The sequence below is a fragment of the Marinilabilia salmonicolor JCM 21150 genome (assembly GCF_000259075.1).
GTDB classification, from domain to species: Bacteria; Bacteroidota; Bacteroidia; order Bacteroidales; family Marinilabiliaceae; genus Marinilabilia; species Marinilabilia salmonicolor.
In genome coordinates this window covers 1-24861 of sequence record NZ_AJKI01000018.1, presented here as the reverse complement: position 1 = coordinate 24861, position 24861 = coordinate 1, and the positions used below count along the sequence as shown (strand labels likewise).

At 39.3% G+C, this 24861-nt stretch carries 22 protein-coding genes; 8 read left to right on the top strand and 14 right to left on the bottom strand.

The window, feature by feature from the left end; all coding sequences use genetic code 11:
• Window positions 1–470: 470 nt before the first annotated feature.
• From W7W_RS0110650 to W7W_RS0110625, 5 genes are all read right to left on the bottom strand, one after another.
• Window positions 471–1988 carry an AbgT family transporter gene (locus tag W7W_RS0110650; protein WP_010663751.1) on the bottom strand — a complete coding sequence of 506 codons (1518 nt, stop codon included), beginning with the start codon at window positions 1986–1988 and terminating at the stop codon, window positions 471–473.
• A gap of 184 nt (window positions 1989–2172) precedes the next feature.
• On the bottom strand, window positions 2173–2991 hold the full coding sequence (gene menB, locus W7W_RS0110645) for a 1,4-dihydroxy-2-naphthoyl-CoA synthase (RefSeq protein ID WP_010663750.1): 819 nt from the start codon (window positions 2989–2991) through the stop codon (window positions 2173–2175).
• A gap of 332 nt (window positions 2992–3323) precedes the next feature.
• A complete protein-coding gene (menD, locus tag W7W_RS0110640; RefSeq protein WP_010663749.1) occupies window positions 3324–5012 on the bottom strand; it encodes a 2-succinyl-5-enolpyruvyl-6-hydroxy-3-cyclohexene-1-carboxylic-acid synthase in 1689 nt (562 codons plus the stop codon).
• Window positions 4990–6162 (bottom strand): chorismate-binding protein, encoded by a 1173-nt coding sequence (locus W7W_RS0110635; protein WP_010663748.1) that lies wholly within the window; start codon window positions 6160–6162, stop codon window positions 4990–4992. The genes menD and W7W_RS0110635 overlap by 23 nt, the downstream gene beginning before the upstream one ends.
• Before the next feature lie 225 nt (window positions 6163–6387).
• Window positions 6388–7230, bottom strand: coding sequence for a hypothetical protein (locus W7W_RS0110625; RefSeq protein ID WP_010663747.1), 843 nt, complete (start codon window positions 7228–7230; stop codon window positions 6388–6390).
• Window positions 7231–7371: 141 nt separating this feature from the next.
• Here W7W_RS0110625 and W7W_RS0110620 point away from each other — a divergent pair, with 141 nt between their 5' ends.
• A complete protein-coding gene (locus W7W_RS0110620) occupies window positions 7372–8670 on the top strand; it encodes a YncE family protein (protein WP_148660940.1) in 1299 nt (432 codons plus the stop codon).
• Window positions 8671–8742: 72 nt separating this feature from the next.
• Here W7W_RS0110620 and W7W_RS0110615 read toward each other — a convergent pair whose 3' ends face one another.
• The 5 genes from W7W_RS0110615 to W7W_RS0110595 form a co-directional block, all read right to left on the bottom strand.
• Complete coding sequence (locus W7W_RS0110615; protein ID WP_010663745.1) at window positions 8743–9036, bottom strand: hypothetical protein; 294 nt, start codon at window positions 9034–9036, stop codon at window positions 8743–8745.
• A gap of 153 nt (window positions 9037–9189) precedes the next feature.
• Window positions 9190–9786 (bottom strand): fibronectin type III domain-containing protein, encoded by a 597-nt coding sequence (locus W7W_RS0110610; RefSeq protein WP_010663744.1) that lies wholly within the window; start codon window positions 9784–9786, stop codon window positions 9190–9192.
• Window positions 9787–10022: 236 nt separating this feature from the next.
• A complete protein-coding gene (locus tag W7W_RS22055; RefSeq protein ID WP_010663743.1) occupies window positions 10023–10799 on the bottom strand; it encodes an ion transporter in 777 nt (258 codons plus the stop codon).
• 3 nt (window positions 10800–10802) lie between these two features.
• The gene (locus W7W_RS23785; RefSeq protein ID WP_010663742.1) at window positions 10803–12056 is read right to left on the bottom strand and encodes a hypothetical protein; all 1254 of its coding nucleotides are present in this window, start codon (window positions 12054–12056) and stop codon (window positions 10803–10805) included.
• A 19-nt stretch (window positions 12057–12075) separates the two neighbouring features.
• On the bottom strand, window positions 12076–13248 hold the full coding sequence (locus W7W_RS0110595; RefSeq protein WP_010663741.1) for an IS4 family transposase: 1173 nt from the start codon (window positions 13246–13248) through the stop codon (window positions 12076–12078).
• 199 nt (window positions 13249–13447) lie between these two features.
• Between W7W_RS0110595 and W7W_RS0110590 the strand changes: the two genes are divergently transcribed.
• The gene (locus tag W7W_RS0110590) at window positions 13448–13930 is read left to right on the top strand and encodes a hypothetical protein (RefSeq protein WP_010663740.1); all 483 of its coding nucleotides are present in this window, start codon (window positions 13448–13450) and stop codon (window positions 13928–13930) included.
• Window positions 13931–14031: 101 nt separating this feature from the next.
• On the opposite strand, the gene ltrA is transcribed toward W7W_RS0110590, so the two are convergent.
• Window positions 14032–15348, bottom strand: coding sequence for a group II intron reverse transcriptase/maturase (ltrA, locus tag W7W_RS0110585; RefSeq protein ID WP_010663739.1), 1317 nt, complete (start codon window positions 15346–15348; stop codon window positions 14032–14034).
• 782 nt (window positions 15349–16130) lie between these two features.
• Here ltrA and W7W_RS0110570 point away from each other — a divergent pair.
• Both W7W_RS0110570 and W7W_RS0110565 read left to right on the top strand, forming a co-directional pair.
• Window positions 16131–16703: a hypothetical protein gene (locus tag W7W_RS0110570; protein WP_010663738.1), complete on the top strand. Its 573-nt coding sequence runs from the start codon at window positions 16131–16133 to the stop codon at window positions 16701–16703.
• Entirely contained in the window at window positions 16700–17173 is a 474-nt protein-coding gene (locus tag W7W_RS0110565) for a hypothetical protein (RefSeq protein WP_010663737.1), read from the top strand. Before W7W_RS0110570 ends, W7W_RS0110565 begins: the two co-directional genes overlap by 4 nt.
• A gap of 350 nt (window positions 17174–17523) precedes the next feature.
• Here the strand turns inward: W7W_RS0110565 and W7W_RS0110555 are convergent, their stop codons facing one another.
• A complete protein-coding gene (locus tag W7W_RS0110555) occupies window positions 17524–18660 on the bottom strand; it encodes an IS91 family transposase (RefSeq protein ID WP_010663736.1) in 1137 nt (378 codons plus the stop codon).
• Between the two features lies 1 nt (window position 18661).
• Window positions 18662–19540: a tyrosine-type recombinase/integrase gene (locus W7W_RS0110550; protein ID WP_010663735.1), complete on the bottom strand. Its 879-nt coding sequence runs from the start codon at window positions 19538–19540 to the stop codon at window positions 18662–18664.
• 255 nt (window positions 19541–19795) lie between these two features.
• Between W7W_RS0110550 and W7W_RS0110545 the strand changes: the two genes are divergently transcribed.
• The 4 genes from W7W_RS0110545 to W7W_RS0110530 all read left to right on the top strand — a co-directional run bounded on the left by W7W_RS0110545 (window position 19796) and on the right by W7W_RS0110530 (window position 24172).
• On the top strand, window positions 19796–20542 hold the full coding sequence (locus tag W7W_RS0110545) for a hypothetical protein (RefSeq protein WP_010663734.1): 747 nt from the start codon (window positions 19796–19798) through the stop codon (window positions 20540–20542).
• Between the two features lie 111 nt (window positions 20543–20653).
• Window positions 20654–21193: a helix-turn-helix domain-containing protein gene (locus W7W_RS22045; RefSeq protein ID WP_010663733.1), complete on the top strand. Its 540-nt coding sequence runs from the start codon at window positions 20654–20656 to the stop codon at window positions 21191–21193.
• 226 nt (window positions 21194–21419) lie between these two features.
• Window positions 21420–22439, top strand: a complete 1020-nt coding sequence (locus W7W_RS22040) for a glycoside hydrolase 5 family protein (protein WP_010663732.1) — start codon at window positions 21420–21422, stop codon at window positions 22437–22439.
• A 38-nt stretch (window positions 22440–22477) separates the two neighbouring features.
• Window positions 22478–24172, top strand: a complete 1695-nt coding sequence (locus W7W_RS0110530) for a DUF4980 domain-containing protein (RefSeq protein WP_010663731.1) — start codon at window positions 22478–22480, stop codon at window positions 24170–24172.
• A gap of 340 nt (window positions 24173–24512) precedes the next feature.
• Here W7W_RS0110530 and W7W_RS23165 read toward each other — a convergent pair whose 3' ends face one another.
• Window positions 24513–24674: an ORF6N domain-containing protein gene (locus W7W_RS23165; protein WP_010663730.1), complete on the bottom strand. Its 162-nt coding sequence runs from the start codon at window positions 24672–24674 to the stop codon at window positions 24513–24515.
• Window positions 24675–24861: the final 187 nt, after the last annotated feature.

Below are 24861 nucleotides of genomic sequence, written 5' to 3'. Positions count from 1 at the left end.
TACGGGCCTCCCCCGGTTACCAGAATCCGGGGTTCTTTTTTACTTTTTCCTGATTAATAAAGCGTAATAGTCACCGTCAATCATGAGTAAAAACGGAGCCTGAAGAGCTCCCATGTCTATAACAAGATAACATTTTCCTTAACCCGACGCCGAAGGTGAAGTACAGCCATTGTCATAAAAAAGGTGCAAGAGGCTTGAAGTTTCAACCAATTGCACCATTTCTTTAACACCCTTATCAGTTATAGCAATGTTCTTATATACCTTTTCATCAGTATAAAATTTGTTTTAAGTTATTGGCCTGATGGAACTCACATGTCAGAATATTATACATGATCTTTTGTGGTTTCCTTGCCATGCTCGTTTCATTGATGTCCGGTTATTAATTGAGATTGCTTCCCGCCTCGTTCCCCGCGGTCGCGATGACGGGCCTTTGCCGGGTGTTGAGGTTGGCAGGGGTTGACCTCCGGGCTCTATCCACCATAATAGATAGGTCCCTCAATACCCAAAGGAATATCGAGCCAAATCCAAATTATAAACGTTACTATCCTTACCACGGCAAAAACAATTGCAAAAGGAAGCATCGTTGAAATAATGGTTCCCAGACCGATGTTCTTCACATATTTCTGCGCAAATGTAATCACCAGAGGGAAATATGGAAGTAACGGAGTAAGAATATTTGAATAAGAGTCTCCAATACGGTAGGCCGCCTGGGTTGTTTCGGGACTGTACCCCATCAGCATCAGCATAGGTACAAAAATAGGGGCCAGAATCGCCCACTTGGCCGATGCACTTCCTATCATAAGGTTAACCAGAGAGGAAACAAGAATAAAGGCCACCAGTAAGGGAGTTCCCGTAAAACCAATATCCTGCAATCCATCAGCCCCGGTAATGGCCACTATCAGTCCCAGATTTGACCAGTTGAAGAAAGCCACAAACTGGGCTGCCACAAACGCCAGCACAATATATCCGCCCATGGTGGACATGGATTCGGCCGTCATATTGGCCACATCCTTGTCTCCTTTTATAGATTTGGTTATCAATCCATAAACCAATCCGGCAATAAAGAAAAGGATAAACATCAGGGGCACAATGGAGTTGTAAAACGGTTCCAAACCACCATCCTCAGCACGAAACAATGCATTTTCAGGAACAATTCCCCAAACCAGGAGGCCAAGAAACACCACCATCGTAAGCAATGTCCACTTCAGCCCCTTTCTTTCTATGGGGGATATTTCATTATTTACTACCTCATCGGTATCTTCGGTATATTTCCCAAGGCGTGGAATGATAATACGCTCGGTCACCCAGGTTCCGGCCAGTCCCACAAAAGGAACAGAAGCAGCCATCAGGAAGTAATTGGACAGCGGATTAACCGTATAGCCCGATTCTATAATCTGAGCTGCCGGCTGGGTAAATGAGGCAATCAAAGGATCCAGTCCCGTGGGCAGGAAATTGGCGCCAAACCCACCGGAAACACCGGCAAACGCGGCGGCCAGACCAGCAATCGGATGGCGGCCCATACTGTGAAAAATGGCCGCTCCCAAAGGAATCAATACCACATAACCGGCATCTGCAGCAATGGAACTGATCATACCGGCCACCACAATGGAGAAAGTGATGAGCGATTTGGGTACCTTACTCACAAACATCCGGAGTCCAACGGATATCAAACCGCTGCGCTCTGCAACACCAATTCCCAGCATCACCACCAGAACCAATCCGAGCGGCGGAAATTCGGCAAAGACATCCACCATGGAAGTCATAATTCGCCTCACACCATCGGCACTCAGAAGGTTCACTGCTTTTACTTCCTCTCCGCTGGCCGGATGTGTAGCACTCACCCCCAAAGAGCCAAAAATCCATGAGAGCAGCAGCACTAATCCCATGAGCATGGCAAACAAAGTAACGGGTTGAGGTAGTTTGTTTCCGGCAACTTCAACCTTATCAAGTAGTCTTTTGAAGAAACCTTCTTTTTTCTTTTCTGACATAGTTAATCGTTAATTGGATAATTAGAATAAATTTAAACCAACTCAGACATACAAGAAATCAGATCATCTACATTCAATTCATTGACAACACCTTACAATCAGTGGTAATCTGAAAAATCTTAACAAATCATAGCACACAACCTTATATGCCTTAAATGGTTATCAAAATTGGAATTGTATATTCTTAAGGAAACTTAGGAAACTGCTTAAAATCAGGATCACGTTTCTCCAAAAATGCTTTACGTCCCTCCTGAGCTTCCTCCATAAGGTAGAACATCAGTGTAGCATCACCTGCCATTTCCATGATGCCTGTCTGTCCGTCAAGCTCGGCGTTCAGTCCGCGTTTGATCATTCGCAATGCCATAGGACTGCGTTGTAACATTATTTTGCACCATTCCATGGTCTCCTCTTCCAGCCATTCATGTGAAACAACTTTATTGACAAGTCCCATTTTCTCAGCCTCTTCGGCAGAATATTGCTTACACAGGAACCAGATTTCCCGCGCTTTCTTTTGTCCCACATGACGAGCCAGATAGGAAGAACCAAAACCGGCATCAAAACTGCCAACCTTAGGCCCGCTTTGTCCGAAAATAGCTTTATCACTAGCTACAGTCAAGTCACAAACCACGTGCAAAACATGGCCCCCACCAATTGCATAACCATTGACCATAGCCACTACCGGCTTGGGTAAGGAGCGAATCCGCTTGTGTAGATCCAGCACATTCAGACGTGGAACTCCGTCCTCATCCATATATCCGCCATGCCCTTTCACATTTTGGTCACCACCCGAACAAAAAGCCTTGTCTCCCTCTCCTGTGAGCACCACTACACCAATATCCTGACGTTCACGGCAAATATCGAAAGCATCAATCATCTCTTTCACCGTCTGAGGACGAAAAGCGTTGTAAACACGGGGACGGTTGATGGTCACCTTTCCCACACCGTCGCAAAACTCAAACCTGATGTCTTCGTATTCTTTAATGGTTGTCCAGTTATACTTCATGGTATTATCTTTAGATTGTTATATTTTAGTTATTTAGTTTCTGTCCATAAAGTACCACTTGCGTCGTTACGCTTGCCGCCAAAATACTCATTTACGATTAGTAAACTCCGTTTTTGTCGGCTTCGCAAGCCTAGCAATTGGCACTTTCTAACCAGAAACAGCTCTAAAAACAGAATTTGCTTAGTTTATGAACAGGCACTATTTAGACTTAAGAATTTGAACCACAACTTGTCCCGCACTCTTCAGGATTAAGTATATCAGAACACTTAAGATTCAGATATACAACACATTCAACTTCTGCCTTCTGCCTCCAACTCTTCTGCCTTACCAAATCACCTCCCCGTCAAATGACTGAAATACTTTCTCAATATTTCCCCATTCTCTTGTCCCGGCGTAAAGATCTCCAACAAAGCCGGCTCGCCCTTATCGCTCCAAAAGTGATCTAAAATTTGATCCAGTTCGTTACTGTTACCTGCAGCATAATATTGCAAACCAAAAGTTTCTGCGATGCCACGACATTGATGATTGGAACGGGCTTCAAAATACGGTTCCAGCTCTTCTGTTTTAGACGGGCCGGGAATAAAACGAAAAATGCCTCCACCCCCATTATTGACCACAATTACTCGGAAGGAAGAAGGCAAATACTGATGCCACAAACCATTGGTATCGTATATAAATCCCAGATCGCCCGAAATCAGGGTCACTGACTGATCGGCTCCATAGGCGGCCCCTGCAGCAGTACTCACACATCCGTCAATACCACTGGTACCCCGGTTGCTAAAAAAGGTACAGGTTCTGTCCCATTCAAACAACTGTCCGTAACGCACAGGAGTGCTGTTAGACAAATGTATCTGCTGGTGGCCCGGCATCTTTCGGGAGATCTGATCGAATACCTTCAAATCACACCACGGGAGACTTTCCAGATACTCATGATGTCTGACCTTCACACGTTGCTCAGCATCTTTAAAAATATCTGCATAATCTGATGACAACGATTGCATCCGGGTAACCAGTTTCCCAAGCGTCTCAACGGCATCACCGGGAATCTGACGGCTCAGACATTGATAGGTATCGATTAAAATATCCTGATTAGAGAAGTGCCAATGGGCTTTGGGAGGATATTTCCTCAGCCGTTGCTTCAGCTTCTTGGAAAGAACCGGAATATCAAGCGTAATCAGCATATCGGGCGTAAATGCGGGGTCTTCCGGATTAAAACCTTCGAGAATGCGATCCGTATTTCCGAAAGTTCCAGATTCCGGTACATTAGAGAGGCTTTCTGTAACCACCACAACACCTTTTTCAACGAGGCCGGCAACCAATCTCCTTAAATCATCGCCAGGGACAATAGCCCCCAACAGGAGCATGACTTTCCGATATTGAGACAACTCATGATACAGATCATCCAACAATGCTTCATTTACAGACAATTCTAAGGTAACAGGAACAATGGATGGTTGAGGTAAAGTTCCGGCATCAATGGATTCATAAAGGGGTTCACGAAATGGGACATTGATGTGCACCGATCCTCTCACTGCACCGAGGGCATTTTTGAAAGCCTCATTAAGTCTGCGATCTACCAGCCATCGGTCATCCGACGACAAATCCCCCACAGGCATTTGGCATTCGTAATGCACAAAATTGCTAAAAATCCCCTGCTGACGAATGGTCTGTCCATCTGCCTGATCTACATATTCCGGAGGCCTGTCCGCCGTAATAGCGATGAGCGGAATTTGCTGATAATATGCTTCCGAAATGGCCGGAGTATAATTCAATGCTGCCGTTCCACTGGTACAGATCAACGCTACCGGTTGCTTGGTTTCCCGAGCCAGTCCCAAAGCAAAATAGGCTGCCGAGCGCTCGTCAACAATGGTTAGACAGTTGAATTTTTTACTGGCAGGAAAAGAAATAATAAAAGGAGCATTGCGCGATCCCGGAGAAATGATGACATGCCGGACACCATGAGTGTAACAATGCTCAATAATATGATGAACCACCGTTTTATCGGAGATGGATTGACTCATTACTATAATTTTGTTTGACTGAATGCAGCACCGACAGAAGTGTGCGGGCCTTTAACCTTGTTTCTTCCCATTCGTTGGCTTCTTTCGAATCCCTTGTAATCCCACCTCCAAGGTACAAAACAGCTTTGTTTTCACCCAATTTCATGGAACGAATGTTTACAAAAAACCTGAAATCTCCTTTTCCGACAGGCCCCAGAAAACCGCTGTAAAAGCCGCGATCAAACTTCTCGGCCTCTTCAATAAGCCTGATGGCAATATCTTTGGGGTAACCTCCAACAGCCGGAGTAGGATGCAAGGATTGCAAAAAAAGACCAACAGCATCTTCCAGTTTACAGGCTTCAAATTCGTAAGAAGTCTTCAGATGAATCATGGAACCGGCTCTTACCGGCTCAGGACCGTTTTTTTGATAGGTGGAAATGCCGTATTTTTTTAGTACCTCATCCACAAAAACCGAAACCAATCCCTGCTCTTCCAGTTCTTTCATATTCCAGTCTTCACTGTGAAGTTCACTTTTGCGTGTAGCCGCCAATGCCACAGTTTTCAATTGATGGTTTTCTTTTTCCAGAAAAGTCTCCGGGCTTGCCCCCATCCATCGTCCCACCAGAGGATGATCGAAGAAATAAACAAAAGCGTTGGGATAAGACCGGCAAAGCTGACTAAATACCTGAGGCAATATATGTTCAGGAACCTCAGATACCTCAAGCTGACGTGCCAAAACTACTTTATCGACCACATGAGCATTCAGGGCTTCCCTGATGACAGAAAAAGACTGGCCATAGGCCTGGCGAATTTCCTCACGCTCCTGGGGCAATCGAAAAGATTTATCTTCCCGAATCTCCCGTTCAAAATTCTCTGACTCTACCTCAACCCTCGATATCCCGGATACCGGCCAAAGCGCAAAAGCACTTTTGGACATCTTAAAAGGAGCAATTATAAATGCATCTTCAAACGCCTCCGGAGTAAATTCTGAAACGCTGAAAGACTGCACTTTACCCACCTGAAAGCTATACGCCTGTTTATCTCCCGGCAATCTGTAAGCCACAAAAGACTTTCCTGATGTCAGGTACTCTCCCAACATCTTCCGGGCACTTACTATGTGATCTGTTTCTCTCAATTCCTGGTTTTTGAAAAGAAACACAAAGATAGCCAAAAAGGTTGATTTTTTTTGGGAGGGGATTTTGGGTTTTTAGATCCGTTTATAAATCGGAACAAAAGCAGAAGACTAAATTGATTTTAGAGCCTTTTAGGGTATATCAGGTCATCCAATCCCTGATTACCATTTTGTGGCTGCCTCAAAAATATTGGGCAGCCACTTCATCCATGATATTTTAATATCAGACTTTTCGACTAATAAGATTGTATTCTTCCCCACCTGCTAAAAATAAAGGTGAATGATTAAATCTCCACTGGCATAAGGTTCAAATGTGAAACCATTCGCTCCTGAATCAACAATAACGTTATCAGATTCACTCTCATGCTTGCGCTCAGTCATTTTCGAATAGTTAAGTCCTAATCCAAACTCCCCACCTAAGGACATTTTAGGGGCAAAAAACCACTCCACTCCAATAAAGCCAGAACCATTTAAGCCAAATGTATTCCCCCCTTTTTCAGTAAAATTGTCTTCAGCCATTGACTCATCCACATATTCCACTTTCCCCGTAAAAAACCCATTATCATACTGGTATAATAAGCCATAATATGGCCTTGAAAAGATACCCGCTTCATAACCGTAATAACCTCTTAAGCGACTTTTAATCGGACGATAAAATTCCTGCCCAACAGAAAGGCCAATAGACAAAGCAGACTGCTTAATATAATTATCTTGCCGCATTTCAGTCCCAGAGCCTAACTTATCTTTTTCTGAGGTAAAACCAAATAATAACTTAATACGGTATGCACTATTATCTTTGTTGTAATATTTAAAGAAAATCGTTCCCGGATTTTGAGCTGTAAAGGCAAACCCTGGGGCTTCTTCATCTATATAAAATGAACCAGAACTATTGTAATTTTCATAACGATAGATATTATCCCCAAATAAACCGCCAAAATAATTTAAAAAAGGTGTTGCACTAATACTGACAGACCAGTCTCCTTTTTCTGGAAAATAGTAAAATCCCCTTTTTGAATATAGATTGAAACGAGTTGAATCAGTTTGTGAATAAACTGATGATCCTACAACTACAATCAGCATACCAAGAATAAAAATTCTTTTCATCATCTGTTAGAATTTAATTTTAAGCTTTTAAATTTGAGTACGAATATCAGAATATTTTTGTTAATTTTACAAAAGATATTCTTTTTTATCTTAAATATGGACAAATTTATGAATTGTAAACTGCCCAAGTTAATATTAGTGAGTATGGCCTTAACACTACTCTCTTTATTCAGCTGTGAGGAGGACAAAGACTTCATTGCCTTAAGTGAAAACATTAAGCTTAGCTTAATAAATAACAATGAGAACGTTGAGGCCCGTTGGAGTTTAGCGAAACTTCCACAATTTACAGAATACCGTTTAATTCGTTCATTGGATAAAAATGATTACAAGAATAGTGGTGGTTATTACCAGTCTTCCCAAGTTGTGTACACATCAAACAACTTTTATGACCATCAACACATCGATATGCAAGCCAGCAAGCTTGGAATGAATTATTACTGGGTTGAAGCCAGATGCTCTCATCCTTGTGGATATGAGCAAGTTGTCAAAAGCAATATCGACTCCATAAATATTGGGAACTATACGGCGTTTAACAGCTTTCCGAGAAGTGTTATACACAATAGCGATGAGGATCTCCTGGGTTTCATCGACGATTCAGGGCAATTTACATTATATAACTATACACTAAAAAAAATTATTGGTAAAATCGACGTATCGTACAATGACTGTTATCCGGCATTCGGTAAATTTGGTAACAATTGGGAGTTATACATTCCTGCGCCAAACGGGATGATTCGCATATATGATGCTCCTTCCATGACTTTGAAGGAAACAATTCAAATCAACAATTACCAGTATATCTATTGTATTGTGCCTGACAATGAAGGCCGACTTTATGTGAATTGCCGCGGAGAAGGTGATATCTACAAGGTAGATCGGGCAACTGGCATTTCCACCTTTTTCATTGAAAAATATGGCTATGAGAACTTTCACATGAGCTTAAGCCCTCACAGCAAGCGACTTATTCATAAAGAAGATGAGAGTTATTCCCGCATCTATTCCTATCAAATAAATGATAATGGTGATTATGCTGCTACTTCAAATAGCTATTATTATTCGGGGTACTCGTATCCTGCTTCTATTCCGGAGTCATTCTCCGGCATTGTCTATATTCTTCCGGAACCCAAGGCCCTTATATCACATTCGATGACAGCATGGAATGTTAATCTTCCTGCTGCGCAAGACATTGCGTTCAAGGACAATCAAAACTATAAGTACTTAGCCCCTTTTAATGCCCAATATATCATTGAGTACGATGCTTATGATAAGCAACGCCATATCGATACCCCTGGGTATCCCATATATGTATTTTCAGATGAAAATAAACTCATTGTATTATTCTCAGATAAAAACACCAATTACGATGAGGCTGAGTACAATGTTCACACGAAAGGGTATTCAACAAATACTCCTTTTGGAATCGCAGTAATTAATGTGAATTAAGGATTGAAAAAAACCAATTAATCATTTAAAAATAAATAAAACGGACTTGCCTTTGGTCTCTATGTCCCCAATCTAATTAAGACTCTCGTAATCAAACATGTAAATCGCTCTCATCGTTTTCACACCAGCATAGATTATATTTCCACCTGAACTAAATTCAACATCAGAAAAAGAATCAGATCCACAAGGAAGAGAACCAATATAATTCATCGAAACATCAGCACTATATACTGCGCCGGATGAAGAAGTAACCAGATAATTATTTGAGGGTGCAATTTTAAATATATCAGCCTTCAGCGGGTAATCGCCATGTTGCCAGTCATCCTTATGTTGTATGATATTTCCAAAATAACTTCTCGCGAACAATAGACAAACTTTGATAATCGAATTTTATTATCCGGTTTCCTGACTTAATATTAAATTATTGAACCATCTGCCGGCATCTCAAGCTGATCAGCACTACAAAAAAGCCATCTCCAATAGAAATGAAGATGGCCTGAAAATAAAAATCATCCTATTCTATTCCTGCAAAAAATAATTTGTACCATCCAATGTTAAAATGGTATTATCAGAGTTAAAGGAATACTCGTAATAATAATAAAAGCCACCTCCATTTTCATTTAAAAGTTTAAATGCAAATTCAGAAGCACCCGCACTCCAAATAATATCACTTTCATCACCGTCGTAAATATACTTTCCGGTTCCATCACCATTCAACACATAAGACTCAACAAGGGTACTATAATTATACTCCCAGGTTCCAACAAATTCCTGACGCACAGCCTCTGTTGTGATATTTATACTTCCTTCTCCGATGATTGTCTCTTGTTCCAGAGAAGATCCGGCTTCAATCAGAACGGTGTATTCTGTATCGGCCAACAAATTATCAAAAGTTATACTCGTTTCATTACTGACCATAGTACTTTGCTCCCATACATCAGGAGTAATCATAACGTCATAATAAAGTGCATCTTCCAATGGTTCCCAATTTATGGTAAAGCCATTGGACGCAACTACATCTTCTGAAATTTCAATGTTAACCCTTGTGGTCTCATCATCGCTACAACCACTCACCAAAAAAGTGGAAATAACGAGAGCTAGAATTAATTTTCTCATAATTACTCTCTGTTTTAAAATTAAATTATATTAACAAACAAAAGTAATATTTTACAAAAACGCAAAATCGCTTCAGTTTTTCCTATTTCCACCTCGAATTAAATCAAACGACCAACAGATTGAAGCAGAAAATTAATTCCGGCATCTTGGGATAGGCTACACTGCTATAATCCGACTCATAAATAAGTATCGTCCAGCCAGTTCAGTAACACATAAGAGCATCCACAATAGATTAATTATCCCTTATTCCTCAAATAATTATCCAATTTATCTTCCAGTTTATCAATCTTTTGAGAAATATCATCCGTATTATCACTCAACATGGCCTCAACAAAAATCGAGTTGACAAGCGATAGTCCAAATATTCCACCAGTTACCAAAATGAAAACGAAATATAATTTTGAAAAGAATGAAACAGTACCATCAGTATTTGCTGTTATTTGTTCGGGTATTTCATACCATCCCTCTACTGTAAATATTTTAAAAATTGAATAGAACGAAGTCAAAGGATTTGAGAAATGCTCTGGAGCTATGTTTTGAAATAAATAGGTTGAAAAAATCCCAATAATAAAAATATAAATACAAAAACCTAAGATTATGACAACTGAGGTTTTTAAAGCTCTTTGAACACCTTTTATCAAGTCTGTAATTCCTGGTACAAACTTCAAGAATCTAAATGACTTAAATACCCTGAGCACCCTAAAAATCAAAAAGAAACTGAGGCTTGACAGTGACAGGTCGAAAATCCAAGAAATCAGAGCTGGAATTGAAAGTAACACCAGTAAACAATCAAGCTTGTTCCAGTTTGAAGAAAAATAACCACCTATTTTAAACTCCATTATCTTAACAACCATCTCAATCACGAAGATGACTGTAATCACATTATCAATGGTTGTGATAAATTTAGTTTGGGCCGGTGATAAATTATCAAACGCACCCAATAGTATGGTGATGGAGTTTAAGATTATAACTCCAAGAATGAAGTTTTCATTAAGGAAAAAACGCTTAAACATAAATTACTTAATTGCTTTTAAAATCCTATCTTCTTTTATCAATACGTCACGCATTAACAATTTGTATGGAAACTGTTCCTTGTTTGAGCTTTTAAACCCCTCCAGAATATTATAAAGCGAAGATGCCTGTATCAGAGATAAATTAAGTTCATATTCAAGCTCACATTCATTGATAAATTCATCGGAGAATTCCGGTGCAATCAATAATGATTTAACGACTTTCATTCCATTCTTTTCTGCCATATCGAAATATGCTTTAAGTTGCCGTTTGACTGAACTAAATTTATTATATCCATTTTCTTTAACGGACTTGCACTCAACAATTATAACTTCATTTTTTCCAATATTAATGATTATATCTGCTTTGTCATTTTTGGTGTTCATTTGTTTTCTGAGACTTTCGTCAACATTTAGGCCTAGTTTTTGGAGAATAGTTTTTGTTAAATCTTCAAATTTAACACCTATTTCTGCGTCAGATATTTGAATGCCGTTTTCTTTAAGCTCATTTAATCTCCGAAATGCAATATTCTCATAGTTTTCTAAATACAGGTTCTCAGTATCCATATATGAATCTAAAATATTGCTTATCAAATCCCCTCTTTGCTTTATCTCTCTTCTTTCGCAGAAATCTTTGAGCATGTCCTCCTGGAAAATTTCAAGAATATCTCTTGGCTTTAAATTGTATTCCAATAAATAGGAAATATCCATTACATTTTCATCTTGAAGCTCAAAATGAGACCGAATTACGTCATTTGATTTAGGAACATTTTTTTTCAAATCAACGAGTAGATTTTCATAACCATCCATGGAAATTGAAACCTTTTCTTCTTTCTCCATTTCGTTGAAATAATCAATCAAATTTTCAATTTTTTCCTCTACTGTAACTCCTTTTGTTGGATTTGGGATATTGAAACTTTTCTCATTTAACTCATTTATGAACTTCTTGATATCATTTAAATATGTTCCTTCCTTATGTATTTCATTTTCAAGAATATTAGTAAGGGAGATTCCTTTATTAATTATTGAATCAATTTTTGTATTAAGGGGCTGTCTCCAATCAATATTGTGCTTTTTGCATACCAGATTGATTTGTGGCTCTCTCAGTTGCTTTAATATTCTTCTAAAGTGCTTGTCTGCGATTGACTTACCTCTAATTTCTCTTAAAAGTTTGACAACTTCTTGTGCAACATAAACAGTATTTGTCTTTTTGGAATAAAAAATTACCCCAATGTTTTTTAAATCATTAATTACTTTCACTAGTGTCTATTAAAAAATGTTAATCAAATTTCAAGCCCAAATAGAGTTGGCAATCGTTATCATCATTGGTCATATTTACCATAGGAGCCAAGAGGTCTTGGATGGGATCCTTTACCAGAAGGGAATTGCCAAGGATACGCATGACCTCAACAACAGGTCTGTCCAGTTTGAGGTCGTGTTCAATAATAGCGACGAGGCAGTACGTGATGATGGCGACATGTATCTGTATCCGGACTGCATTTTCAGATTCCCCCCAAAAGGATTTGACCCGAAGATGCTGCTTGATCCATTTGAAGAAAAGTTCGACCTGCCATCTGTAGCGGTAAAGAAGGGCAATTTCATTTGCTTTGAGATAGAAGTTGTTGGTGTAGTAGGTGAAGGATCTTCCAAGGTCAGGGGCATAAAATACGATGCGCCTGAGCGAAACCGGATAATTTCCACTATTTCGCTTACCTGTGAATCTAACCGTTTGGTCTCGCAAGACATTGTCAGTTCCTCCAAGCATGTCTTCTCCTTCCGTGATTTCATAGTCAGGTCGGGACTTCTCCCTTATGATGAAGAAAGCTCCAGCCTGCTCAATTGCGTAAAGTCTGGAAAGGTCAAAGTATCCTCTATCAAACACATAGCAAACCTGTTGCTCGTAAATGAACCAGTCCATGGACTTGGTATCATGCGCATTCGCATGACTGATTCTGTAGAAGACCGGTATTTCAGTGGCAATATCAATCTGTGTATGAATCTTGATACCGGACTTTGTGCTTCTGAACTTTGCCCATCTAAAGACCGACATGCACAAGTCAATGGTGGTAGAATCAATGGCATAGAACCTACCGTGGAGTTCAAATTCTTTGGTGGTACGTTTAGCTTGGGCAATAGAGGCAATGTAAAAAGCATACTTCTCAAAGATCCCAGAGTCTCTGAGGCTGTTAACTTTGGAAAGAACACTTCTATTGATTGGAACCTTTCCAAAACCCAAGTGAAAAGATCTTTTAGCATGAGCGATAGTGACATCTGTGAGTTCTCTAAGACTTTGACAACCAATGAGCTGACCGTACATTATGACCAGCATGTGACTCCAGTAGGATGGTGACATTCCGGCAGTTCTGTCTTTATGTTTTATTACCAGTCGTTCGAAGTAGCGTTTCGGAAGAAACTGCACAATCTGTGCGAAAACATACTTGCCTATGTTCATACCTGTTCCAATTTGTCCCTAAATATAAAGGAACAAATTTTAAAAGGGCGACAAGGTTTTTAGAGAATAAACCGCTATCAATTAAATAGATACAATGCATTTTAACAAATATTAATAGACACTAGTGACATTTGGCAGAGACAGTCTTTCGATATAGACCGAAAGTTTTTGTCATTTTGATTTTATAAACGACTATTAAATGGATAAGAAGAAAGAATTAAGAAAATTACTAATAATACCTTTGCTGGCATGTAGTTTCCTTGTACTTGGACAGAATAAAGACTCAAAGAAAGCAAATTCAAGGATTGAGCAAGCGTTTTCATTAATGCAACAAGGAGATTATGAGAGGAGTCGTGATATTTCAGAAGACATCCTTAAAAATGATAGCACCTTCTGTTTTGGTTACGTTTTACTTGGAATTACTTACGCAAACTATGCAACCGATTCAACTCTTAGACATAATACTGTTGAAAGAAACTTGATATACTGTTTAGCGATTGATATGTTTGAAAAAGCTATTGCTACTAATGAGGACTGCACCCCTCAAGCGAACCGTGAAATTAAGATATTCTCTTCCTATCTATTATCTAAAGAAGAAATATTCATTGGGAATGTGGAAGGAGAAGTAGTTATGGTTAATGGCTGGATAAATCGTAAGACAACATTTCGTTATAAAGACTAAAAATCAAACGTTTGCCAATCGAGTAGACTGCCGCTAGGTCAATGACCTAGCGGAGAGCCTCTCACACCACCATACGTACGGGTCTCGTATACGGCGGTTCTTTAAACCATGGGAAACAGTTGATTCAATTCCGTATTTTTGGAAATTGTCTTAAACATTGTAGCCAAAGAAATGTATCCCCGTTTAATTAGACGAGCTTTGGTGATGGTGGTGCCCAATATCGGGCTCTGGGCAATAGCCCACCCTCCCATCCGACTGCGGCTCCAGGCATAGGCATCGCGCTGGGGAACACCTAAACGGATTAGGTTTTTCCTTTTCCGTTCAAGCTTTTTCCAGTGATGCCAAATACAGTACCTCAGTCGGTTGCGCAACCAGCCGTCCAATTCCGCCAATTTTCCTTTGATATTGGCATATTTGAATGCATTTAGCCAACCTCGCTGAACCTCATGCAGTTTCTTTATGCGTTCATCAAAGCTCATTGGCGTGGTTTTACGGGTTATTTCCTTCAACTTTGCTTTGAAAGTCTTCCACCTTTTACGGGTTACGACTAATTGGTATTTGCCTTTGACTCCTTTTTGAAAAACAGGGACAAAGCCATACCCCAAAATCTGAAAATGGACAGGTCGCCGTATGCCGCTTTTCTCCCGGTTAATGGGGAGTTTCAGCTTGTCCCGAAGATAGATGTAAATCCGGTTGCCCGCGTCTCTTGCTTCTGATTTCGTTTTGCAATAGATGCTGAAATCGTCCGCATAGCGGACAAAGCGAAGTCCCAAACGCTCCATTTCTGTGTCCAATTCATGCAACATGATATTGGACAGCAGCGGGCTTATCGGGCTTCCTTGTGGTACACCTATCCGACGTTTGATGAGTTTACCATCTTTCTCAAGAGGGGCCCTCAACCATCGCCGGATAAGGCGCATCGTGGCTTTGCATTTTATCTTTCGATAAAGCAACTGCAACAACAGCACATGATCTACCTTGTCGAAAAACTGTTTGAGGTCAATTTCGACGATATATTGATAGTCGGAATTGATGTAGTGCAGCGATTTACTTACGGCCTGTTGTGTGTTCCGCAAAGGGCGGAAACCATAGCTGTAGGTCGAAAACGCTTGTTCGTAGCGAGGCATAATTACACGTAGCACTGCCTGCTGCAACATCCGGTCAACGGCTGTGGGGATGCCCAGAAGGCGCATCTTGCCCCCTCCCTTGGGTATCTCTTTACCTCTGATCGGTTGTGCATGATAGTTGCCAGTGCGAATCTGTTCGGTCAGGGTGGAACGATGCTTGTGAAGATAGGCTTCCAATTCGCTTACCTTCATACCGTCCACTCCTCCGGCTCCTTTGTTACGTACTACTTCCTTGCAGGCCATCGACAGATTGGCCGCTTGCAGGATTTTCTCAATCAGTTTTTCTTCCATTCTCTTTGCTGTTTCCTGTTACGTTTTCGACGGGCTGGAAAGCTTTTAACTTAGACCTCCCGGACAAATTTGTAACGGTTTAAAGTTCCGTCCTTCGGTGTTCACTTCTTGTGTCGGGAAACCCAGCTAATACAGTTCACTCGCAGGCCGCAATTTTCCTTCCGGTTAATACTGTGAAACGGTAGCATCCTCACCTACTATGACTTCTGCTGACTGCTCCACATGTCCAGCTCGTGGACGTGGAGCTATCCCCTGGTAAGAGCTTTATCCTTTAGTCTATTCCTGTCGCATCTACACAATTGTTCTTTTGGTGTTCTTTGGGCTTTACAATGATGTGCTTGCTCACCCGAACAGTCATGCCTCATATGCGCCTTACAGAATATGCTAATCCTGTAATACCTGTCCGTCAGTACAGACTTTTGCCGGTTGGCTTCCTTCACTGCATACCTCGCGGTAAACCAGCTTGCCACTTGCTAATGCTTCAAGGCGTCACCCTCGCGCATAAGGGACTTACACCCCCTGGATAAAATTACCTCCACACTCTATGGCTCCTTGAAAAAGATTTGTATTTTTAAACTTTTTCTGGAACTTCGAGGTGGGTGCACTGCTGCTCATGCAGGGCACACACACATGGTATAGTGCATGCGGGTTTCATCGGGTTGCGAAGGTTCGTGGCTCGTTAAAAAAGCCGGTGTAAACTGATACGTTTTCGCTTCGAACTCCCGCACGACACCATACCATAAACCGTTGTGCTTAATATTACAAGAGAGAACCAACAGACTATGAATAAACTGATTCATATTATAATATTTTTAATTCCGATTCAATTAATAGCTCAGATTAATTTTGACAAGATAAAAAGCAAAGACTTTTATTCAACACAGATTGATACTACAAATGAAAAAGTCCTGTTTGTGGAGATGAAATATGCAATTATCATTTTTAAGCAAAGTGATTTATATTCAATCATCAAAAACACAGATGATTCATCTGAAATAGGCTCTTTTAGGTATTTTGAAAAGTATGATAACTTATTGAAACTTCTTCAATCTAATAAACAGAAAATAAAATTAACTGACTACTGGTTTGATTATAGTGATGAAGACAGAAAGAAAATGTTTGGAAGAATAAATTATTTAAATCCAGACAAGAAACCACTTGGAGAGCTGATTTATATAGGAGGTGATTTAATCCATGACGGAAAAGTAATGATAATTGAAAAGAAAAATCAAGAATTAGTAACCAAGAAAATGAAAATTAAACGTGTGAACGGACTATATGGAACCAGATACGTAGAGTTTAGATTACCCAATAAAAAATCATTTTGGAGAATTATAACTAGACTTGGAGAATGAATATGAAAAGGTACCTTTCTATAAAATATTCAGTGTTAATATTGATTTTAAGTTTAAACGCATTTAGTGCTTTAGGTCAAGAAAAATTGAAAATTATAGGATTATACGGTAAATGTCAATCTGGATATTTTGCATGTGAACAGCTTGAAATAAAATCAGACTCAACTTTTGAATACGGTATTTTTTATGATGTGGGAGGTTGGAAAATATGGACTGGTTCTTGGGTCTTATCGAATGATACACTCATTTTGAACACATTTAAACAACCTCAAACGGAATCAGATTCCATTACAATAAGTTTAGCCAATGGATATTTCTATTATACAGACTTTCTGACTGATTTAAATATGCGTTGGAATGGCAAGAAAATCTATACTTGGGACAGTCAAAACAAGGAAATTAGTAGAAAGAGATTTCTAAGAAAAACGAACATTAAGAATAAAAAATTTACAATTGATAAAAAATACTAAGCACAACACTTAGCCTCCGACCAAGCGTTGCTTGCATACGCTTGATATTGGAGGCTATTGTTGAACTAAACAATCTTCAGAATGCCTCACAATAAAAACTATAAAACAATGATTTACCTATAGTGTTTTCAATCGGTCTCCGGGGAGGTGTTTAATGATAATCTGACTCCTTTTATCTCGTTCTTTGACATATATTTTTGCAATTAACCACACTTTCGATGCTGTTTTAAGTCTACCGTCCTGTTTTAACCTTGCCACTTTAGTATTTTTCGGGGCATAGTGATAAGCCAGGGCATACCTTTCCCATTTGCACTACCGGAGTGCATTCATTATTGGCATACGAAATACATTTAAGCGCACCGATTTTCTGGTGGTGCCCGTTCTTTTGGAAAGCTCTCCAGCAGCAATAGCTCTCCGCCACATTCGCGGCATTGCAATACCGAACGCTCTCCAAAGCGCAACGCCAGCACCTCGGCACGGGACAACCTCGGCCTTATATCATAAACCGCCAGCAATTGCTCTCTGATCTTTTCAATTGCTTCCTGTTTATTACGATTGCTAAGAAAGCCCAGGTGGCGAATGCGTCGAAAGTGAGGCGGTACAATATGCTCCAGGAAAAGTTCCAGAAATTCTACACCGGTAAGCGTTATTATTTCCTTTCGATAGCCAGCTTTGCGGTTAAGCCAGCTAAAGGTAACATGAGTATCGGTTACTTTCAGGATACGGTGATTAGAAATGGCTACCCGGTGGCTGTATCTTCCCAGGTATTCAACCACACTTTCCGGACTGCCAAAAGCCTGCTTGGCATAGACTACCCAGGGCTCCTTTATCAGGTCGCGGGGAACATGTTTTTTTATTTTCCCTTCCCTTTTCAGGCGGCGAAGCTTGCTGACAAACCGGGCACTGAATACCGGGGAGAGTTGCTTCACATCAAACAAAAAGTCACCGTCTTGTTTGGTAGTTTTCCACTCTCCTTGTTTGTCTATGCCTCCGGCCGGAACAATCATATGCACATGTGGATGGAAACCCAGTTGTTGATCCCAGGTATGCAAAACAGCAATGGCTCCCGGCCTTGCTCCCAGCAGTTTTGGATCCCTGGCAAAAACACAGAGGGTTTCCCACGACTTCTCGAACAGCAGGTTATACATCACTTTCCGGTTGAAGCGAAACAACTCCAGCAAATCATGTGGCACCGTAAATACCACATGGTAATATTTGACCGGAAGTAATTCCTGTTTACGGTCTTCTATCCAAAGTTCCTTATCGATGCCCTGACAACGCGGACAATGACGGTTCCTACAGCTGTGCAACACGTAATGTATACTACCACAATCACCACAGGCCAGAGCCGAACCACCCAATTTAGAGGTGCGACACACTGATAATGCCTGCAATACCTTTAATTGATGAGAAGTAAGCCCTCTTTTTTGCAACAAGGAAGGCAGGAACTGATCTATGGCACCACCCAGATCCTCATTATGGCTCATACTAATACAGTTTTTCCATAGGACTAAATCCTCTCTGGGGAACGGACTTGGCGATATGCAAATACATCAGTGTTGTACGTAATTCAGCATGTCCCATTTGGTATTGGATACTCAGAATATCCAGGCCCATTTCCAATAAGTGGGTAGCATAGCTGTGTCGTAAGGTGTGAATACAAACCTTTTTAGAAATTTCAGTTTTATTTATGGCTGACCGAAATGCGTGGCGTATGCCACTTCTGCTGATCTTTTCGCCTCGTATCTTGCCATTAAACAGCCATTCTCTGGGGCGTGATGTCTCCAAATAGGATTTCAACCCTTTTAAAACCAGTCCTGAAACAGGCACATAGCGGTCTTTCTTAAATTTACTTTCACGAATATGAACCTGATGCCGGTCAAAATCAACATCGCTAATCTTCAGGTTTATAGCTTCGCTGATACGCAGACCACAGTCATAAATAAGGGCGAAAAGCACACGGTGTTTTAATAATTTTGAGGCTTTCATTATTCGTTTGATCTCCTGCTGTGAGAACACTTCCGGAAGCGCTCTGCTCTGCGCTATGGTCGGCAGACTCAGGTACAAGTCCTCATTTTTAAACATGCTGAACATAGAGCGAAGACCATACACCAGATGTTTAAAAGAACTCATGCTGGGCGGTTCATTTTGACGCAGGTAAAATAAATACTCCTCCAGTTGATCCTGAGACAGATCTAATGGAGAACAATGAAAGTGCAATACCAACTTGGAAATTTGCATCAGATAATTACTGGTACATGATTCAGACTTTCCCGAAATGGTGTACTTTCGAAGAAACTGGGTACTCACTGTTTCAAACTCAGGTACTGCTTCGCAGGCCTGTTCTAAATACGATTTTCGACTCATAACTAAATTGTTTTTAATTGTTTGAGGCCGAAAAATCGGTTTATTTAAGAAGATTTCTTAGTTTTATGATGATAAGCTCCCGTTGAAAACGGGTTTAGTTCAACGGAGCTATATACGCCAGCCGTGGCATCCACAGCATATTGAGGGTTTTGTATTTTCCAAAACCATGCGTTCAAGCTGATAAAGTCACAGCGGGTCTGAAAGCCACGGGCCAGGCGCATATAGCCGGGTTGGCAAACATTAAAAAACAGAACAATGAAATATGATATTAGAGTTGTTGCATTCATAGATATTTTAGGTTTCAAAAATGCAGTAGATAAGAGTTTAAAAGATGATAATGAGTTTAATCGTATTAAAACAGCACTGACTGACCTTAACGAATTCTTTATAACACCAAAAAATAAATACCAAATCGAAGCTGATAGAGCTTTGAATGCTGATACGCAAATTATTCAAGTTTCGGATAGCTTGGTTATTTCTCGTTTAATACAAGAGCAAGGTGGAATTCATTATATGTTATCAGACTGTGCTTTTGCAATCCATTTATTGATAGCGAATGGTTTTTTATGTAGAGGCTCAATTAAAGCAGGTTACTTGCACCATACAGAAACGACAATGTTTGGAGAAGCCTTTATTAGAGCTTATCAATCAGAATCAGAGGAGAAACTACCTGTAGTGAAATTTGAAAAAGAGTTATTTGATGTCGTTAAGCTATTTCCAGGACCAGCTAATAAAGGTTATGAAGATTGGGAAATCGATTTTATAAAAAAGAATTGTAAAAAATTAAATGATGACGAGTATTATCTAGACTATTTCACAGACTATGACGACTTAGTAGGTGGTGGAGAAGGAACTGCTTCAATTCACTATCAAAAACTGAGAGAAATCATAACAAAAGGACTTGAACTACCCGAAGTGTCAAGTGCTTATAAGAAATTTAAGTGGGCTTCTGAACAATTTGACTTAAGTGCTGAAAGATTCGCATTGGATAAAATAAATTAAACTCTATTTTCAAACACATCTAAAGAAATTCGTGAAATAACAATTCAGTTCTCCTCCGACTTATTCCACAAAGGGTTTTTAAATAAGAATCAAACCAAAAGTATTCGTAGAATGCTAGATCAAGCACAGAAAGGCTTATGCTTTCCAATGTCTGGTATAATGAAGGTATACTCTATGCTAGATGGTCTGACTTCTGAAAAAGATGGCTTCTATTCTTTCATCAAGTTTTTGTCTATTTTGTACGAACTGTCTTTATGCGAACAAGCATATACACTCTCAAGCACTTCCTTTGCAAAAATCAATATGCAGTCTGATAGCAGGAGAGTGTTAAAGGTGCAACAATATATTAGTAATCATTATAAAGAAGAAATTCGACTAAATATGCTTGCGGACTTGATAACTATGACACCTGCTGCTTTTAGTCGCTTCTTTAAAATTCGAACAGGTAAAAATCTTTCCGATTATATTATAGATATTAGGCTTGGCTTTGCATCTAAACTTTTGGTGGATACAACTATGTCTATAGCCGAAATCTGTTATGATTGTGGCTTTAATAATCTCTCCAATTTCAATCGGATATTTAAAAAAAAGAAGGAGTGTTCACCTAAAGAATTTAGAGGATATTATCAGAAAAATAAAAAAATTGTATAATACAACTCTATACTCAGCATACACCTTCATCTTTAGCACTAGACAAAAAACTAGCGACAGCTAAGTATATTATAGTATCATAATCTACTGTATATTCCTAATTTATAATAACACTCCTAAATAATAATATAGAGTACTACTGATTGATAAAATAGTATTTGTTATGATTGCACATCATAAATATCTTTGCTTAAATAATACGATAAATATTATCTAAGCCTATATCATGAAAAAAGTATTATTATTTATCCTTATTAATCTATTCCTCATAGCCTGTGGGAAACAAGAAGTGAGTAAATCCAACAATTACGTAACACAAAGAGAAGGTCAATTCTTCATAGGAGAACAACCCTATTATTTTATTGGCACAAATTTTTGGTATGGTGCTATACTCGGCTCCGAAGGACAAGGGGGAAATCGTAGTCGTTTGCATAAGGAACTCAATTTTATGAAAAAAAATGGCATCAACAATCTCCGTATATTAGTAGGTGCAGATGGTCTTGCTGGACAAGTCGTGAAAGTGATGCCCACTTTGCAACAAGCCCCAGGAATATATAACGACACTATTTTTGATGGTCTTGACTATCTACTGTCCGAAATGGGTAAAAGAGACATGTACGCTGTCCTATATCTTAACAATAGTTGGGAGTGGAGTGGCGGATATGGACAATATCTAGAATGGGCAGACAAAGGAAATGTGCCAGAGAAAGGGGTAGATGACTGGCCTGTATTTGTAGAGCATGTGGCCAAATATGCAGGATGTGACGAATGCAAAACTCTATTCCTAAACCATGTGAAACATGTAATGCAACGAACAAATAGATATACAGAAAAAAAATATAGTGATGATACTGCTATCATGTCGTGGCAGGTTGGAAACGAGCCACGCGCCTTCAGCGATGAGGGAAAACCTCTAATGGCAGCATGGGTAAAAGAAACAACAGCACTGATGCGCTCTTTAGCTCCCAATCATTTAATCTCTATTGGTTCGGAAGGTTTGTGGGGCACAGAAATGGATATGGATTTGTTTGAGCAAATGCATGCTGACCCTAACGTTGATTATTTAACAATGCATATTTGGCCAAAGAATTGGAGTTGGATTGATATCAATAATATTCCAGCCTCTGTTGATATTGGTATTGAAAAAAATTATACTCCATACAAAGGGCATTCTGCGGCAGATGATTTCAAGGCTTTTGCTGATAAGGGAAATATCCTCATGAATAATGACATTCAACCAAAGTAATCATGAATTAATAGTTAAACAATAAATTTAATAGCCAAATGAAAAAACAAACTCATATTATTAAACTGAAATTTTGTATTTCAATATTTCTTCTGCATTTTCTCCCCTTCAGTTTCAACAATGTGGTTGCTGGAGAACACACCAAAGAATCTGGAGAACTCACTATTAAAATAGAGAAACGTTATCTTAATTTACCCATCTCAGAAACAAGCCAATCTGATAAGATGACATTAAGTTTGGATGGTAAAATGCTTACTTGGTTTAAAATTAAACTAGCGAAAGAAGAACCCAATTATTGGATGCATTACGATGTCTCTAATTTTTTAGGTAAAACTATTACTCTTTCATACGAAGGTGATGTAGAGAGCCTAAATAAAATATATCAAGATGATAAATTTGTGGGACAGGACAAGATTTATCAGGAGGAATTTCGACCTCAGTTTCACTTTTCAACTATGCGTGGCTGGATAAATGATCCAAATGGATTGGTTTATTATGATGGCGAATATCACCTTTTTTATCAACATAATCCCTATGATGTAGATTGGGGAAATTTGAATTGGGGGCATGCTGTCAGTAGAGATTTAGTGAACTGGGAGGAATTGCCTACGGCTTTGCAAATTGATGAATTAGGCGAGATGTATTCAGGTTCAGCAGTTGTTGATTATGATAATACTTCGGGGCTTGGCAAGAAGGATAAACCAGCGATGCTTGCATTTTACACTGTACAATGTAGTGATGGACAGACACAATGTATGGCATATAGCTTGGATAAAGGTAGAACATGGACAAAATATAAGAACAATCCAATATTGGACACCAAAATGAAAGGTGGTACATGGCACAATCGTGATCCCAAAGTATTTTGGTATGAGGCAGATAAACATTGGGTTATGGTGTTGCATGAAAAAGATGGTCATTCCATTTATACTTCAGACAATATGTTGAATTGGGAGTACCAAAGTCATACTTCAGGCTTTTGGGAATGTCCAGAATTGTTTGAACTACCTATTGACGGCAACAAGGACAATACAAAATGGGTGATGAGTGGAGCTTCGGGTACTTACATGATTGGTTCGTTCGATGGCAAAACGTTCACGCCAGAGACTGGAAAACATTACTATGCATCTGGCTATTTGTATGCACCACAGACATTTAATAATATACCAGCAGAAGACGGTCGTCGAATTCAGGTTTCTTGGGCATCTATCCGACATGAGAACATGCCTTTTACTGGACATATGTTATTACCTGTAGAGTTATCGCTTCGTACAACAAAGGATGGTGTTCGTATGGTTTGTATACCAGTCAACGAAACAAAGGAGCTGTTCACACCATTACTGAATGAACAGTTACTCACGATGCAGGAAGCTAACGAAAAATTGAATATATTGCTGCCTTCCGTAGATTGTCTTCGTGTAAAAGGGAAAATACGTCTTTCACATCCCACTAATGCCGGCATGATATTGGACGGTCAGAAGATACTTGATTACGATATGAATTTTAATCGCATAAATGGAACCTTCTATTCACCCCAGAATTTTACAAGCATGGAATTGGATTTTGATTTATACATAGATCGCACTTCCATTGAAGGTTTCATTGACGACGGTCTTTATTCTTTTATTATAGAACGTAAGGGCGAAGGTGCAGAGAAAGGTATTAGTTTTTGGGGATTGCAAGATTTAACTGTAGAGGAATTAACAGTTTATTCCGTAAAATCAATTTGGTAGCACCTACTTGTCTACTTGCTTGTAAACAGTAATTGATCTCATATTGTAAAGCCGAACGAGGTATCAGAAATAAAGCAATTACAAGAATTAGAGAACCTAGAAATATTATTGGAGGCTGTAATGAAAGAAGATTCTAAAACATTTGAAGTCTTACCCAAAAGGGGATCGAGGAAAGAACACTCTCCTAGTTTGAATCTTACAGGAATCTATGATGAAGTTGGCAATGTTCAAAATTATGTTTAACAGAATATAATTTAAACAGTTACTTAGGCGAACTAGATAATTACTTTTAATTTTGCGGTCGAAATTTTCGATCGCAAAATTTCCAAATCATTTTCATCTAGAGCAAAATAGATCTTTCAGTAAATTTGTAAGGATTATTCTTTCCCGTTTTGTTGATACGTTTAGTTTCAGCACTATAAAGTTCAGCGACATCATTGTCCAAGATAGCCTGCTTACCTTGAACTAAGATTATTTTTCCTATATTACTTTGCAGTTCCATATCAATTCAACGTTTTTAGGTGAATGCTCTTTTACTATATTATTGGATATCGGCTCATCACCCCAATAGCATATATATATATGTGAATTACTGGTTATCTATCAATTAAGTCATGTTTTATTATCACTAGTGTCTATTAAAAAATGTTAATCAAATTTCAAGCCCAAATAGAGTTGGCAATCGTTAT